Origin of the sequence: Glycomyces sambucus, assembly GCF_900102815.1 — a bacterium.
Taxonomy (GTDB): Bacteria; Actinomycetota; Actinomycetes; order Mycobacteriales; family Micromonosporaceae; genus Glycomyces; species Glycomyces sambucus.
On record NZ_FNGF01000009.1, the window covers coordinates 82,129 to 96,844 of the forward strand.

At 74.0% G+C, this 14,716-nt stretch carries 14 protein-coding genes; 3 read left to right on the forward strand and 11 right to left on the reverse strand.

Going from position 1 to position 14,716, the window contains the following annotated elements:
* Positions 1–25 precede the first annotated feature (25 nt).
* Together BLS99_RS23480 and BLS99_RS23485 are read right to left on the reverse strand one after the other, a co-directional pair.
* Positions 26–1,132, reverse strand: a complete 1,107-nt coding sequence (locus tag BLS99_RS23480) for an MFS transporter (protein WP_091054170.1) — start codon at positions 1,130–1,132, stop codon at positions 26–28.
* Positions 1,122–1,757, reverse strand: coding sequence for an HAD-IA family hydrolase (locus BLS99_RS23485; RefSeq protein WP_091054171.1), 636 nt, complete (start codon positions 1,755–1,757; stop codon positions 1,122–1,124). The genes BLS99_RS23480 and BLS99_RS23485 overlap by 11 nt, the downstream gene beginning before the upstream one ends.
* Before the next feature lie 56 nt (positions 1,758–1,813).
* On the opposite strand from BLS99_RS23485, the gene BLS99_RS23490 reads away from it, so the two are divergent.
* Positions 1,814–3,004, forward strand: a complete 1,191-nt coding sequence (locus BLS99_RS23490) for an ROK family transcriptional regulator (protein ID WP_091054172.1) — start codon at positions 1,814–1,816, stop codon at positions 3,002–3,004.
* Here the strand turns inward: BLS99_RS23490 and BLS99_RS23495 are convergent.
* The 3 genes from BLS99_RS23495 to BLS99_RS23505 all read right to left on the reverse strand — a co-directional run bounded on the left by BLS99_RS23495 (position 3,001) and on the right by BLS99_RS23505 (position 6,718).
* On the reverse strand, positions 3,001–3,513 hold the full coding sequence (locus tag BLS99_RS23495; protein ID WP_091054173.1) for a hypothetical protein: 513 nt from the start codon (positions 3,511–3,513) through the stop codon (positions 3,001–3,003). The genes BLS99_RS23490 and BLS99_RS23495 overlap by 4 nt on opposite strands.
* A gap of 34 nt (positions 3,514–3,547) precedes the next feature.
* Positions 3,548–4,786, reverse strand: coding sequence for an MFS transporter (locus BLS99_RS23500; RefSeq protein WP_218126822.1), 1,239 nt, complete (start codon positions 4,784–4,786; stop codon positions 3,548–3,550).
* 279 nt (positions 4,787–5,065) lie between these two features.
* A complete protein-coding gene (locus BLS99_RS23505; RefSeq protein ID WP_091054175.1) occupies positions 5,066–6,718 on the reverse strand; it encodes a glucuronyl esterase domain-containing protein in 1,653 nt (550 codons plus the stop codon).
* Positions 6,719–6,956: 238 nt separating this feature from the next.
* Between BLS99_RS23505 and BLS99_RS23510 the strand changes: the two genes are divergently transcribed.
* Both BLS99_RS23510 and BLS99_RS23515 read left to right on the forward strand, forming a co-directional pair.
* Positions 6,957–8,408, forward strand: coding sequence for a class II fumarate hydratase (locus BLS99_RS23510; RefSeq protein ID WP_091054176.1), 1,452 nt, complete (start codon positions 6,957–6,959; stop codon positions 8,406–8,408).
* Positions 8,409–8,451: 43 nt separating this feature from the next.
* Positions 8,452–9,240: an SDR family oxidoreductase gene (locus BLS99_RS23515; RefSeq protein ID WP_091054317.1), complete on the forward strand. Its 789-nt coding sequence runs from the start codon at positions 8,452–8,454 to the stop codon at positions 9,238–9,240.
* On the opposite strand, the gene BLS99_RS23520 is transcribed toward BLS99_RS23515, so the two are convergent.
* The 6 genes from BLS99_RS23520 to BLS99_RS23545 form a co-directional block, all read right to left on the reverse strand.
* Complete coding sequence (locus BLS99_RS23520; RefSeq protein WP_091054177.1) at positions 9,216–9,704, reverse strand: hypothetical protein; 489 nt, start codon at positions 9,702–9,704, stop codon at positions 9,216–9,218. The genes BLS99_RS23515 and BLS99_RS23520 overlap by 25 nt on opposite strands.
* A gap of 153 nt (positions 9,705–9,857) precedes the next feature.
* Positions 9,858–10,637 (reverse strand): ABC transporter ATP-binding protein, encoded by a 780-nt coding sequence (locus tag BLS99_RS23525; RefSeq protein WP_091054178.1) that lies wholly within the window; start codon positions 10,635–10,637, stop codon positions 9,858–9,860.
* Positions 10,634–11,665: a FecCD family ABC transporter permease gene (locus BLS99_RS23530; RefSeq protein WP_091054179.1), complete on the reverse strand. Its 1,032-nt coding sequence runs from the start codon at positions 11,663–11,665 to the stop codon at positions 10,634–10,636. Before BLS99_RS23530 ends, BLS99_RS23525 begins: the two co-directional genes overlap by 4 nt.
* Positions 11,662–12,714 (reverse strand): FecCD family ABC transporter permease, encoded by a 1,053-nt coding sequence (locus BLS99_RS23535; RefSeq protein WP_091054180.1) that lies wholly within the window; start codon positions 12,712–12,714, stop codon positions 11,662–11,664. The genes BLS99_RS23530 and BLS99_RS23535 overlap by 4 nt, the downstream gene beginning before the upstream one ends.
* Positions 12,711–13,577: a siderophore-interacting protein gene (locus tag BLS99_RS23540; RefSeq protein ID WP_218126824.1), complete on the reverse strand. Its 867-nt coding sequence runs from the start codon at positions 13,575–13,577 to the stop codon at positions 12,711–12,713. Before BLS99_RS23540 ends, BLS99_RS23535 begins: the two co-directional genes overlap by 4 nt.
* Before the next feature lie 8 nt (positions 13,578–13,585).
* Entirely contained in the window at positions 13,586–14,650 is a 1,065-nt protein-coding gene (locus tag BLS99_RS23545) for an ABC transporter substrate-binding protein (protein ID WP_091054181.1), read from the reverse strand.
* Positions 14,651–14,716: the final 66 nt, after the last annotated feature.

Here is a 14,716-nt window from a genome sequence, read left to right on the forward strand (position 1 = left end):
TTCACCCGGGGCCCTTCGGCGCGTCTCAGGCCCGGCGCCGCGCCAGGAGCAGCAGCACCAGCATGAGCGGGATCGGCAGCAGGAACGCCTCCCGCAGCCCGATCCGCCCGTCGAGCCAGCCCAGGGCCGCGGGGGCGGCCAGGATCGCCGTGCCCGAGGCGAGGGACGCGATCGACGCGGAGTGGCGCGCGGTCAGGCCCGGGACGCTCACCATGGCGCCCAGCATGATCGGGTACAGCGGCGCGATCCCCAGGCTCGCGACCGCGATGCCGGCCGTGACGGTCACCGGGTCCTGCCCGAGGTAGACGATCACCGTCCCCGCGATCGTGACGCCGACCGCGGCGCCGACGGCCCACGACCGGTCCACGAACCGCGGCCCGACCAGCCGGCCCGCGGCCATGCCGATCCCGAAGCTCGCCCCGAGCGCCGAGGCCGTCCCGAGCGCGACCCCGGTGTCCACCAGCCGCGCCACGCCCCACACCACGAAGCAGAACTCGGACGCGACGCTGAGGACGATCCGCAGCCACCCCAGCGAGGCCGGGCCGACCGGCAGCCGCACCCGCGCGACCGCCGCGTCGGCGCTGCCGTGGACCGTCCGGTGCACGACCGCCGCGAGCAGCACCGGGACCGCGGCGAGGATCGCCCACCGGCCCGCGATCCCCGCGGTCTCCAAGGCGCCGAACGCGAGCGGCGCGAGCACCCCCGCGGCGCTGGAGACCCCGACGGCGACCGCGATGCGCTTCGCCGCCCCCGGGCCGCGCAGCAGCGGCGGGGTCGCCAGCGCGATCGCCGCGCACCCGACGCCGACCAGGACCGACCCCGGCCCGGCCACGTACAGGTTCGGCGTCACCGCCATCGCGACCGCGCCCACGGTGATCCCGCCGCACGCGACCCGCATGACCAGGCCCGCGCCCGCGTGCAGCGCGGCCGGGCCGAGCGCGGCGGCGAGGACCAGGCCCGCGCCGAACATCATGGTGAGCCACACCAGCTCGCCGCGCGGGCGGTCCAGCTCGGACGCGATCCCGGCCAGGTACGGGCCGAAGGAGGAGACGAGGAAGCCGAGGCCGATCTGCGCGAACGCGACCACCCGGCCCACTTCGCGGTCGGGCGCCGCGACGAGGTCAGTCGCCATCGAGGGCCCGCGGCTCCAGCAGGTCGGCCAGCTCGCCGAGGTCGGCGATCGACACGTCGCCGTCGAGGCCGCGCAGCGCCGCGGTCATCGCGCCGGCGGCACGGCCCGCGGCCAGGCCCGGCTCGGAGTCCTCGACCACGAGGCAGTCGGCGATGTCGCGCCCGATCGCCTTCGCGGCCTTGAGGTACCCCTCGGGGTGGGGCTTGCCGTGCACGACGTCCTCGACGGTGACCAGCAGCGGCGCGACGATCCCGGCGGCGCCGAGCCGGGCCCGCGCGAGCCGGTCGTCGGCGCTGGTGACCACCGCCCACGGGGTGCTGGAGCGCTCTAGTACCTCGAGCAGGCACGCGGCCCCGGCCGCCGCCACGACTCCGTCCAGGTCCTCGTACTGGAGCGCCAACTGCCGTGCGGCCGAGGCCAGGACGCCCTCGGCGTCGAGGTCGGGGCGCAGCCGGGCCACGGTGGTCGGGGCGGGGCTGCCGTGCATGCCGTCGAGCGCGACGAGCGGGTCGACGCCGTGCTCGCCGGCCCAGGCCGTCCAGGCGCGCTCGACGGCGCCGTCGGAATCGACCAGGGTGCCGTCCATGTCGAACAGGACAGCCGCGGGGTTGCTGTAGCTTCGCATGAAGCCCTCCGGGGATCATTTAAACTCGTATCGCGAGGATAATCGCTGGAGGCGGTATGGCGCAAGCCAGGGGATCGGATGCGGACTCCGGGCCGATCAAGGTCGGCCGGGCCGAGGCCGCCCGCTGGAGCGGCGCGCTCGACCTGCTGCGGCTGGTGCGGGCGCGGCCCGGCGTCACGCGCGCCGAGGCCGCGCGGGTCCTTGGCGTCGGCAGCGGCACCGCGACCGAGATCTGCTCGCGCCTGCGCGCCCTCGACCTGCTGTCGGAGCATCCGGCGCCCCCTTCGGGGCGCGGGCGCCCCACGACCACGCTCCACGCCCACCCGGACGGCCCGCTCGTCGCCGTCGTCGACATCCGCCAGGCCGAGTGGCGCGTCGCGGTGGCCGATCTCGAAGGCGCCCTGAGCGAACCGGCCACCGGCCGGCACGGTTCCAAGCGGCCCGAGCAGGTCCTGGCCGCGGTCGGCGAGGCCGTCGCGGCCATCGGCGAGCGGCACGGCACCCGCGTCCGGGCGGTCGCGGTCTCGGCGGCGGCCACGGTGCGGCGCGAGCGCTTCGTGCAGTCGAGCGTCCTGGGCTGGCGCGACGTGGAGGTCGCGCCGCTGCTTCCCGGTGTGCCGCAAGTACTCGGGAACGACGCCACGCTCGCCGGGCTCGCGGAGGCCCGCCTCGCGCACCCGGGCCGGAGCGTCCTGTACCTGACGATCGAGGTCGGCATCGGCGGCGTGTACGTCGACGGCGACCGCGCGGTCACCGGCGCGACCGGCGCGGGCGGCGAGTTCGGGCACGTGCCGTTCGGCGAGCCGGGGCTGGCGTGCCCGTGCGGGGCGACGGGGTGCTGGGACGTGGCCGTCGACGGCCGCGCCGTCGCGCGCCGCCTCGGCGAACCCGAGCCCGACGACCCGCGTGCCTATCTCATCGAGGCCCTGGTCGACCCGCGTGCGCGCGCCGCGGTGGCGGCCTGCTCGACCTCGCTCGGCCGCGGGGCGGCCGGGCTCGCGAACGTGCTCGACCCCGAGGTGGTCTGCTTCGGCGGCCTCGCGCCCGAGGTGCGGCGCGCGGCGCCCGACGCGTTCGCGGCCGCGTTCGAGGCGGGCCTCATGGGCTTCCGCCGCGACGACCCGCCCGAGCTCATCGCCTCGGCGCTCGGGCCGGACGCGTTCCTGCTCGGCGCGGCCGAGGCCGCGTTCGACGCGGTGCTCACCGAGCAGTCCATCGGCGACTGGACCGCGGCGCGCTTCGCTTAAGGCAGGACCTGATCCCGCCGTGTGAACCACGCCCTGGTCTGCGGGTGGCACAGCAGCACGACGAGTGCGGCCGACACGACCCCGGCGGCCAGGGCGGCGGTGCGGAACCCGCCGGCCGGCCCCGCGGAGATGAGATCGCCCCCGCTGTCCTCGACCCGGGCGAGGAACGCCGCGACCCACAGCGCGACGGCGAGCACTTCGACCGCGATCGCCGCGATCCGCGCCCCCGGGCGGCCCTTGGCGACGCCGACCATGAGCGCGATGCGGGCGGCGAGCCAGGGGACGGTGTGCCAGAACGCGATCGCGAGCACCGCGGCGGTGGAGGCCGGGAAGACGAGGACCGGCTCGCCGTCCCCGTTCACCGCGTCCACGGCGGCGACGAGGTAGGCGGCGGCCAGGCCGGCGAGGACGTTCACGGCGATCACCAGCGGGTAGGCGCCGAGCGCGACCCGGACGGCCGCGGGTCTGCGGGCACGGTCGGTGGCGCTGGGAGCGGCAGTGGAAAGCATGCCCCACAACGTATTCGGTGGACGCGTGCCTTGGCTAGACCTTCGCGGGGACGGTGTCGCGCGAGCGGTCGTAGACCGGGACCCACTTCGCGAGCCAGCCGACGCCGATCCAGCTGATGAGGCCGAGCGCGACGGCCGCGACCCCCAGCGGGAACGCGAGCGAGACGAGGCTGATGAGGCCGGGGCCGGCCACGTTCCCGAGGTCGGCGCACAGGCGCCAGCCGCCGAGGAACTGGCGGCGGCCCTCCGGCGGGGCCACGTCCGAGCCGAGGGTGAGGACGATGCCCGAGGAGATGCCGTTGCCCAGGCCCATGAAGCAGGCGACGAGGCCGATGAGCACCGCGGTGTCGGTGAGCGGCAGGAGCACGAAGCCGGCGCCGAGGACGGCCATCGCGGGGAGGGCGACCCACATGCGGCCGAAGCGGTCCATGATCGCGCCGCCGGGGTAGAACAGCAGCATGTCGACGCCCGCGGAGAGGCCGACGATGACGCTCGTGGTGGTCGCGTCCAGGCCCTGGGAGGCGGCCCAGAGCGGGATGATCGCCTGGCGGGAGGCGCGGGCGATCATGATGAGGAAGACCCCGGAGCCGAGGGTCGCGAGGACCTTCCGGTGGTCGCGCAGGACCTGCCAGAGGCTCAGGCGCGCTTGGGGTTCGGCCTCGACGGGGGCCTTGCGGGCGCCGTCGCCGGGCAGCTCGGGGAGGAAGAGGCTGAGGAGGCCGCCCGCGAGGCTGGTGCAGGCGGCGAACGCGAAGGCCGCGCCCATCGAGTGCTGCTCGATGAGGAGCGCGCCGACGAACGGGCCGATGAACGAGCCGATGCGGAAGGTGCCGCCGAGGGTCGAGAGGGCGCGGGCGCGGTAGCCGATCGCGACGGCCTCGGAGAGGTAGGCGTGGCGGGCGAGGCCGAACACGGCCGAGGCGAGGCCGATCGCGAACACGCACGCGGAGAGCACCAGGAGCGAGGAGGTCTGCGAGGCGGTGACCAGCGCCGCGGCCTCCACCACGCAGGCGGCGAGGAGGACGCGCTTCTCGCCGAACCGCTGGGCGAGCGAGCCGGCGGGGAGGTCGCCGGTGAGCTGGCCGAAGCCGATGAGGCCGACGATGATGGCGGCCTGGGTGACGGAGGCGCCGAGGTCGAGGGCGTAGAGGGCGATGAGGGGTACGACGGCGCCCATGCCGACGGAGATCAGGACGGTCGGGCCGTAGATCGGCACCCAGAGCCGCCGCATGCTGATCGATCGGTCGGGGAATGCGGTTGCACGATCGGGCACGATTCGGAACGTACCAAGGGGTGGTGACCTGGGCTCGCATCGCGGGAGCGGGATGTGACGGATTCGAGCCGGTCGGCCGGTAAGTCGGGCGTCGCGAAGGGGCGTCCGCGAGAGGGCATGCGGCATCGGGAGGCGCCGCGAGGCGCCCCCGGATCAACAGTGCCCGGTGGGTGTGACAGCGGGTCGGCGGGTGCGGCGGTGGCGCGGGGTTCCGGGTCGAACGAGCGGCGGGCCCGGGCGAGCATCGCCCGGGCCCACCACCCTCCTCGTCGGTCCGGGCTAGTCAGGCGCGCAGGTCACCGTCGGGACCGCGGTCGATCCGCTGGCGACGAAGCCCCATGCCGTGGTCCTGGTCTGGCCCGCCGCGACCGAGCCGTTCCAGCCCACGTCGGTGGCCGTCACCGCAGACCCTGAACTGGTCACCGTCGCGTTCCACGAGCTCGCCATCGACTGGCCCGACGCCCATGTCCACGTCAGGCGCCAGCCGCTCAGCGCGGTGCTCCCTGCCGTCACGTGCACGTTGCCCTGCCAGCCGCCGTTCCAGGTGCTCACCACCTCGATCCGCGCCGTGCAGCCCCCGCCGCCGGGCGGCGGGGTGGTCGTGGTGCCCGGGTCGCCCGGCGTGGTGGTCTCCTCGTCCGGCGGCGGCGTGGTGGGGCCCGAGCCCAGGGTCGGGGTCGTCCAGTTGCGCCACTGGGCGAGGTTCGCCGACTTGTTCGGGTGCATGGAGATCACGCCCGGCGGGGTGCCGCTGCCCTTGAGGAACGCGTTGATGCTCTGCTGGAGCGGCGTCCGCCACTCCGAGCGCACCGCGCAGTGCGTCCCGTTCGCGGTGTTGGAGTGGTAGGAGATATTCGACCCCGCCCCGAGCGCCTTGTACACCTCGGCGCCGCCGAGGGCCGCGACCGCGCCCGAGCGGGCGCCGAGCCATTCGACGTGCGGGTTGTCCATGATGAACAGCCCGCGCGGCGCGATCATGCCGACCATCTCGTGGGTGTCGACCGGGAGCCCGGCCGGGTTGCCCGTGTAGGCGCTGAAGGCGTCGCCGAGCCACGGCTGCTCGCCGTAGGCGCTGCTCAGCGGCTGTGAACCGCTTTCCTGGGCGATCGAACGCATCGCTCCGACGCCGCCCGAGCCGGACTCGATCGGCATCGTCAGGTCCACGCGCTGGTCGAACGCCCCTGCCACGAACGCGCCCTTGCCGTACCGGGAGCACCCGGTGACACCGGTGGAGTTGTTGAGGATGCTCCCGCCGGACTGCTCGATGACGTCGATGATGCGGCTGACGCCCCACGCCTGCGCCATGAGCACGCCGGTGGTGCTGGTCGCGCCGTACAGCGTGTAGAACGCGCCCTGCTTGTTGTTCCGCGGCGTGCCCTCGGCGCCGACCGCGCCCGGGTCGTAGTTGACGACCGCGGCGCCCGCCGCCAGGATCGTGCTCGTGTCGGCGCCGAAGCCGCCGTAGACGATCACGGCCGGGAAGGGCCCGCTGCCGCTCGGGAGCTGCACCGAGGCCGAGAAGCTGGTGCTGCGGCCGTTGTCGCTGACGTTGACGGTGATCCGCGAGGAGGTCACCGTGCCCGTGGTGCTGTCGGGCTGCGGCTTGTCGCCGTAGACGGTCCGCTCGGCCAGTTCCTTGATCTCGGACCGGCGGCACTCCCACTGGCTCCGGGTGGTCACCCTGGAGCCGTCGATCCTGGTGAACGGGTCGGGGAGCAGCGAGCTGGACGCCCAGCTCCCGGGGATCTGGACGCTGCAGTCCGCGCCGTCCCATTCGGACATTGCCTGTACCTGCGCTTCCGCACTGAACCGGGTCGAGAGCGCGAGCGCCGAGGCGAGCGCGACCGACGCGAGGGCGACGAGCGCGAACCGCAGCCTGCGGCGGTGCCGGGCGCGCCCGGGACCGGGTCCGGGCACGATCGATGATGCCATTGGCAGATTCCTTGTCTGACCAGGGGCGAGTCCATCATCGACGGTGTGGGGCGGCGCGCGGGAGCGCGCCGGCGTCAACGCTGAAACCACTCGTTTCGAAAAGTTTCGTGAGGGTGCCAACAGAATACATAGACCACTATCGATACGCAATGCCGCGCCGCCCCTACGCGGGGTAGGATCGGCACCCCGTGCGGGGGCCCCTGCGCGGGAGGCAGGCCCACCAGCGCGAGGTGCATCGATGGCGTTCCCCGAAGCCGACCACGACCTCCCGATCGGCACCGGCGCCACCGGCGTCCGCATCGAGACCGACGCCATGGGCGAGATCGAGGTCCCGGCCGACCGCTACTGGGGCGCCCAGACCCAGCGCGCGCTCCAGCACTTCGCCATCGGCGACGACCGCATGCCCGCCGGCCTCTACCGCGCCTACGGGATCGTCAAGCAGGCCGCCGCCCACGTCAACGCCGAGGCCGGCCGCCTCGACCCGAACCTCGCCGCCGCGATCGTCCACGCCTGCGAGGAGGTCGCCGAAGGATCCCTCGACGACGAGTTCCCCCTCTACGTCTGGCAGTCCGGCTCCGGCACCCAGTCGAACATGAACGTCAACGAGGTCGTCGCCAACCGCGCCAGCCAGCTCCTCGCGGGCGGCCTCGGCCGGGACCGGATCGTCCACCCCAACGACCACGTGAACATGGCGCAGTCCACGAACGACACGTTCCCGACCGCGATGCACGTCGCCACCCTCATGGAGGTCCGCGACACCACCCTCCCGCAGCTCCTCGCCCTCGCCGCCGCGATCGGCGACCGCGCCCGCCGCTGGCACGACGTGGTCAAGATCGGCCGCACCCACCTCCAGGACGCCACCCCGCTCACCGTCGGCCAGGAGTGGTCCGGCTGGGAGGCCCAGCTCACCGCCGCCGCGGCCCGCCTGGAGCAGTCGCTCGAAGCGGTCTGCGAACTCGCCGCGGGCGGCACCGCGGTCGGCACCGGCATCAACGCCCCCGACGGCTTCGGCGAGGCGGTCGCCGCCAAGCTCGCCGAGCTCACCGGCCTGCCGCTGGTCACCGCCCCCAACAAGTTCGCGGCCCTGGGCTCGCTCGACGGCATGGTGGCCGTCAGCGCCGGGCTCCGCGGCGGGGCGATCGCGCTCATGAAGGTCGCCAACGACATGCGCTGGCTCTCCTCGGGACCCCGCGCGGGCCTGCACGAACTCCGCCTGCCCGAGAACGAGCCCGGCTCCTCGATCATGCCCGGCAAGGTGAACCCGACCCAGCAGGAGGCCGCCGTCATGGTCGCCCTCCAGGTCATCGGCGAGGACTCGGTCGTCGCCGCCGCGGGCGCCCAGGGGAACTTCGAGCTGAACACCATGCGGCCCATCGTCATCGACAACGTGCTGCATTCGGCGCGCATCCTCGGCGACGCCTGCAACCAGCTCCGCGTCCACTCCGTCGAGGGCATCGAGCTCGACCGCGAGGCCGTCGCCGCCTACGTCGACCGCTCGCTCATGCTCGTCACCGCGCTCACCCCGCTCATCGGCTACGACAAGGCCGCCGCCATCGCCCACAAGGCCGACCACGAGGGCTCCACGCTCCGCGAGGCCGCCCTCGCGCTCGGCGTCGACCCCGCCGACTTCGACCGCATCGTGGACCCCTCGACCATGGTCGGGGACCCCAAGCGCGACCTCGGTCTCTGAACCGCCGCTGCGAACCCGTTCGCGGCGTAGGGTGTGCCCCATGATCGCGATCGACCTCGACGGCAGGACCGCACTCGTCACCGGCTCGACCCAGGGCATCGGGGAGGCGATCGCGAAGGCCCTCGCCGCCGCCGGCGCCCGCGTCGGCGTCAACGGCCGCAGCCCCGAGAAGACCGACGAGGCCGTGGTGCGCCTCTCGGCCACCGGCGGCGCGTACTTCGCGGCCCCCGGCGACCTCGCCACCGAGGAGGGCGCGGCGGCCGTCGCCGAGGCCGCCCCCGAGGTCGACGTGCTCGTCAACAACCTCGGCATCTTCGGCGCCCAGCCCGCCCTGGAGATCACCGACGACGACTGGCGGCGCTACTGGGAGGTCAACGTCCTCTCCGCGGTCCGCCTCATCCGCACCTACCTGCCGGGCATGACCGGCCGCGGCTGGGGCCGCGTCCTCAACATCGCCAGCGACTCCGCGGTGGTCATCCCCGAGGAGATGATCCACTACGGCACCAGCAAGACCGCGCTCCTGGCCGTCTCGCGCGGCTTCGCGAAGGCCGCCGCCGGGACCGGCGTCACCGTCAACTCCGTGATCGCCGGGCCCACCCACACCGGCGGGGTGGAGGACTTCGTGTACCAGCTCGTGGACGAGGACCTGCCCTGGGACGAGGCCCAGCGCGAGTTCATGCGCCTGCACCGGCCCCAGTCGCTCCTGCACCGGCTCATCGAACCCGAGGAGATCGCGAACCTCGTCGCCTACCTCAGCTCGCCGCTCGCCTCGGCCACCACGGGCGCGGCCGTGCGCGTGGACGGCGGCTACGTGGACTCGATCATCCCCTGACACCAGTCCTCCGAGGCCCGGCTCCACAGCAGCAGCACCACCGCGATCGACACCGCGATCCCGGCGGTGGCCCCGAACCAGGACGCGGCGTCGGCGGTCGCGGTGAAGCCGCCCGCGCCAGGGCCCGTGAACCCGGGCCCGCCGTACCAGGAGAGCAGGCCGAGCGCGATCGCGGCGGCCTCCAGGAGCCCCGCGAGCTTCCGCGCGGTGTTGCTGCGCCGCATGATCATCGCCGCGAGGGCGCCCCGGCAGACCGCGAACGCGGCCGTCCCGGCGGCGAACCGGTAGAGCGCCGGCCCCGTGCCCGCGGGCACCGGGGTCCCGCCCGAGCGCGCCTGAGCGAGCCCGACGATCGCGACCGCGAGCACGCACGCGCACACCAGCCCGACCCCGCACATCCCCGCGAGCGCGAGCACGGCCGCCCGGGTCGATCCGGGCAGGTCGGCGAGGGCGGGCTCGTCCATGAGCGTCCTTGGGGGAGCGTCGGGCTGCGGGTGCCCTTCAAGGTATAGCGCGCGCGAGCCCCCGGCCGCGCGTCGGCGGGCCGGACGTTCGGCGCGGAGGCGCCCCGCGCCGTCCCGCTCTCAGCCCCGTCGACCCTCAGCGCCGCGGTCCGCTCAGCGCCGCCGCCCCAGCGGGAGCACCAGCGGCGTCCCCGAGACCGGGTCCGGGACCACCTTGCACGGCAGGTCGAACACGGCCTCCACGGTCGCCTCCGTGATGACGTCGGCGGGCGCGCCCTCGGCGAACACGGCGCCCTCGCGCATCGCCACGATGTGCGAGGCGTACCGCGCCGCCTGGTTGAGGTCGTGCAGGACCGCGACGATCGTGCGGCCCTCGTCGTTCAGCCCGGCGAAGATGTCGAGCAGCTCGATCTGGTGGGCGATGTCGAGGAACGTCGTCGGCTCGTCGAGCAGCAGCAGCTCGGTCTCCTGCGCGAGGACCATCGCCACCCACACGCGCTGGCGCTGGCCGCCGGAGAGCTCGTCCACGAGCCGGTCGGCGAGGTCCTCGATCCCGGTGGCGGCCATGGCCTCCCGGACGGCGGCCTCGTCGGCGCGGCTCCACTGCCGCAGCGCCGACTGGTGCGGGAAGCGCCCGCGCGCCACCAGGTCGGCGGCCGTGATCCCGTCGGGGGCGATGGAGGTCTGGGGGAGCAGCCCCAGCCGCTTGGCGACCTGCTTCGACGGCTGGTGCGCGATGGCCTTGCCGTCCAGGAGGACCGCGCCCTCGGTGGGTTTGAGGAGCCGCGAGAGGACCCGCAGGAGCGTGGACTTGCCGCACGCGTTGGGGCCCACGATCGCGGTGAACGAGCCGGGCGCGATCGCCAGGTCGAGGCCGGTCCCCACGGGCCGGTCGCGGTAGCCGAAGGTCACGTTCGACGCTTCGAGGGTCATCGGAGTTCCTTCCTTGACTGCGCGACGAGCAGCCAGACGAGGTAGGCGCCGCCGAGGATGATCGTCATGAGCCCCACCGGCAGCGCGATCGGCGGGACGTTGAGCGCGACCATGTCGCAGGTGACGAGCAGGAACGCGCCCATGACGGCGGCGGGCACGAGCTGCACGCCCGGCGCGCGGGTGATCCGCCGCACCAGCTGCGGGGCCACGAGCGCCACGAACGGGACCGGCCCGGCCAGCGCCGTCACGACCGCCGAGAGCGAGACGCCGACGACGATGAGCGCCAGGCGGACCGGTTCGACCGCGACCCCCATCGCGGCCGCGGCGTCGTCGCCGAGTTCGAGCATCCGCAGGCGCCGCCCGAGCCACAGCAGCGGCACCAGCAGCACCAGGACCACGGCGGCGCCGGCGCGCGCGTCGGACCAGTCGAGGCCGTTGAGGCTGCCCGCGCCCCAGACCGCGGCCATCTGCGCCTGCCACAGACTCGCCTTGAGCAGCAGGTACGTGTTGACCGAGCCGAGGAGCGCGGTGAGGGCGATGCCGACGACGATGAGCCGGAAGCCGTGGACGCCGCGCCGGTACGCGAGCAGGTAGACCGCGAGGGCGGTCGCGATCCCGCCCGCGAGCGCGGAGGGGATGACGAGCGCGGTGCTCCCGACGGCGATGATCGACACGACCGCGCCGGTGTAGGCGCCGGAGTCGAAGCCGATGACGTCGGGGCTGCCGAGCGGGTTCCTGGTGAGCGACTGGAAGATCGCGCCGCTGAGGCCGAGTGCGGCGCCGAAGACGACGCCGAGGAGGACCCGCGGGAGCCGCCACTGGACCACGACGGTCTCGATCGCGGTCCCGGCGTCGCCGACCAGGGCCCGGACGACGTCGACCGCGGAGATCCGCATCTCGCCGAGGCCGAGCGCGACCACGGCCGCGAGGACCGTGACCGCGGCGAGGGCGGCGGTGAGCGCGAAGGCCCGCAGGAGGGTCCGGGACGAGGCCCGCTCGCCCGCCCTGAGCACCAGGTAGCGCCTCACAGGCCGCTCGCTTTCTTCCTGCGCACCATGAAGATGAGCACGGGTGCGCCGATGACGGCGGTGACGACGCCGGCGGGGATCTCGTCGGGGATGACCACGACGCGGCCGACCACGTCGGCGGCGACCATGAGCGCGGGCCCGAGCAGGAGGCTGTAGGCGAGGATCCACCGCTGGTCGGGCCCGGTGATCCACCGCGCGATGTGGGGGACCATCATGCCGAGGAACCACACGACGCCGACCGCGGCGGTCGCGGAGCCGCACAGGAGCGTGACGGCGCCGACGACGGCGATCCGCGTGAGCCACTGGTTGCCGCCCAACGCGGTCGCGAGGTCCTCGCCGAGCGCGGTGGCGTTGAGGCCCCGCGCCGCGTACGCGGCCAGGACCAGGCCGCCGCCGACGAACGGGGCGATGGTCGCGACCGCGGGCCAGCCGAGGTCGGCGACGGACCCGGCCTGCCAGCTGCGCATCGTCAGGAACGCCGACTGGTTCAGAAGGACCACTGTGGACGCGATGCCCTGGAGGACCGCGCCGATCGCGACCCCGCCGAGGACGAGCGTCACCGGCGAGCGCCCGCGCCCGCCCATGGAGCCGATCAGGAACACCGCGCACGCGGTGGCCACGGCCCCGAGGAACGCGGCCCACACCTGGAGCAGGTCGCCCGCGGCCGGCACCGCCCGCACGGCGAGGACCACGCCGAGTGCGGCGCCCGCGGAGACCCCGAGGAGCCCGGGGTCGGCGAGCGGGTTCCTGGTGAGCCCCTGCATGAGCGCCCCGGCCACGGCCAGCGCCAGCCCGACGACGATCGCGAGGACCGTGCGCGGGATGCGCTGCTCCACGACGATGACGCGCGGGTCGCCGTTGTCGCGGCCCAGCGCCTCGATCACCTCGCCCAGCGGCAGCGGCTTGGACCCGAACACGAGGCTGAGCACGACCAGGACGGCGAGGGCCGCCGCGGCGGCGGCGAGGCCGAGGAGCCGGCGCCGCCGCCGGTCGGCGCGGTCGCCGATCCCGGCGGCGCCGGCTTCGGGCGCAGTGGTCCCGGTCGTCATAGCCCCAGCGCCGTGAGGCGGTCTTCGTACGCGTCGGCGATCGCCTCGGGGTCCTTGTCCTCCTCGGCCCACATGGCCTCCAACTCGGCCTTGGTGGCCTCGTCGAGGGCCGCGAACCGCTCGCGCCAGCGCTCGGCGTCGACGGTCCAGTAGCCGAGGGCCTTGTAGGCGCTCGCGGGGAGCCCGAGTTCGCGGCGCAGGTGCTTGCGGGCGCCGCGGAGCGCCTTGGTCTCCCCGGCGACCCACACGTACCCGGTGCCTCCGGGGCGCGGGAGACCGCGCACGACCTCGTCGAGGCAGCTCGGAGCGTGCCCGTTGCCGCCGACGACCCAGGTGGTCTCCAGGCGCGGGTGGTCGGGGACGGGGACCTTGTGGTCCTCGGCGGCGACCTCGAGCACGAGCCGCGTGGCGACCTCAGGGGGCGTCAGCTCCACGATCCGCAGGGCCGCCGGGAGTCCGGCGTTGTCGGCCGCGAGGACCTGCCACTCCAGGCCCGCGGGCGGGTCGTACAGCGGCTTGGGCGTGTTCAGGCCGATGACGTCGCCGACCGCGGCACCGCGGGCCCAGCCCGCGGCGAGCCCGCCTTCGTGGACGACGAAGTCGATGGTGACGGTGCCGGCCTCGTGGTCGACGGCGCGGATCGTGTAGGTGCGCATCCGGTCGCCGGTGACGCTCGCGTAGTCGAGGTCGTCCCCGTCGATCCCGGGGAGCGGGGGCCGCTCCTCGCCGTCGATCGGGAACAGGACCCTGACGTACTCGTCGCCGACGCCGGTGGTCGGGTAGTCCGCGAGGGCCGGGCCGCCGAAGACGATGCGGCGCAGGGCGGGTGTGAGGTCCTCGACGGCGACGACCTCGGCGTGCATGACCCGCATCATGAGGCGAGCGCCTGTTCCACGACGTCGAGGAACGCGAGCTGGCCGCTCGGGGACCCGAAGGTCATCTCGAACTCGTAGCCGACGATGCCGTCGTTCCGGACGAAGTCGAGGTCGCCCCACAGGGGGTTCTGGGCGGCGTCGTCGAGGAGCTGCTGGAAGACCGCGTCCTCCTCCTCGCCGAGGCCGCGGATCATGAACGCGTAGTCGATCCCGTCCATCTTCCCGAGCTGCTCGCCGCTCAGGGCCTCGCCCTCCCGGTCGTTCAGCAGGGAGGTCGGGGCGATGGTGAGGCCGAGGTCGGCGAAGACCTGGCATTCGACGCCGGCGTAGCAGCCGGTCTGGAACTGGTCCTCCCAGTAGCCGACGGGGGCCACGGTGATCGACGCCGGGTCCTCGATCGCGGCGGCCACCTCGGCCACGCGGGCGTCGTAGATCGCCTTCCACTCCTCGTAGTACTCGGTGCGGCCGAGCGCGGCGGCGGTCTCCTCGAAGTGCTCCATCCACGAGCGGCCGTCGAAGGCGTCGACGCTGTAGGTCGGGGCGATCTCGGGGAGGCGCGCGACCACGTCGGGGTCGTAGCCGAGGCCGTTGAGGATGAAGTCGGGCTCGGCGAGCAGCACCGACTCGTAGTCGTACTCGGGGTAGTTCGCGAACGTGGAGACGTCGGCGAGGGCGTCCTGGGGGAAGAAGCACGGGAACGTGGTGTAGCCGCCGTCGCCGCGGATCGGCTGGCTGCTGGCGAGGGGGTACCGCAGCCAGGCGAGGATGTCGACGTCGGTGGTGTACATGCCGAGCGCGGCCTGGGGGGCGACGGGCACGTCGACCTCGCCGTCGACGCCGGTCACGGTCTGCGTGCCGGAGCCCTCGGCCACGGGCGGGAGCTCGGGCAGGTCGGGGACGACGGCCTCCTGGCACTGCTCGCTGAGCTGGTCCTCGCGCTCGGCGGTGTCGTCGGCGGCCTCGGTCGGGGCGTCGGTGGTGCAGGAGGCGGCCATCATCAGCCCGGCCGCCGCGGCCAGCATCGCGGTCGCCCTGGGGCGCAAGGTGGTGCGGGGGGTCAACGTCTTCCTCCTCGATTAGGTAAGGCTTACCTTAGAGGAAGTCGAGTATCACTCGCAACAGCGGTC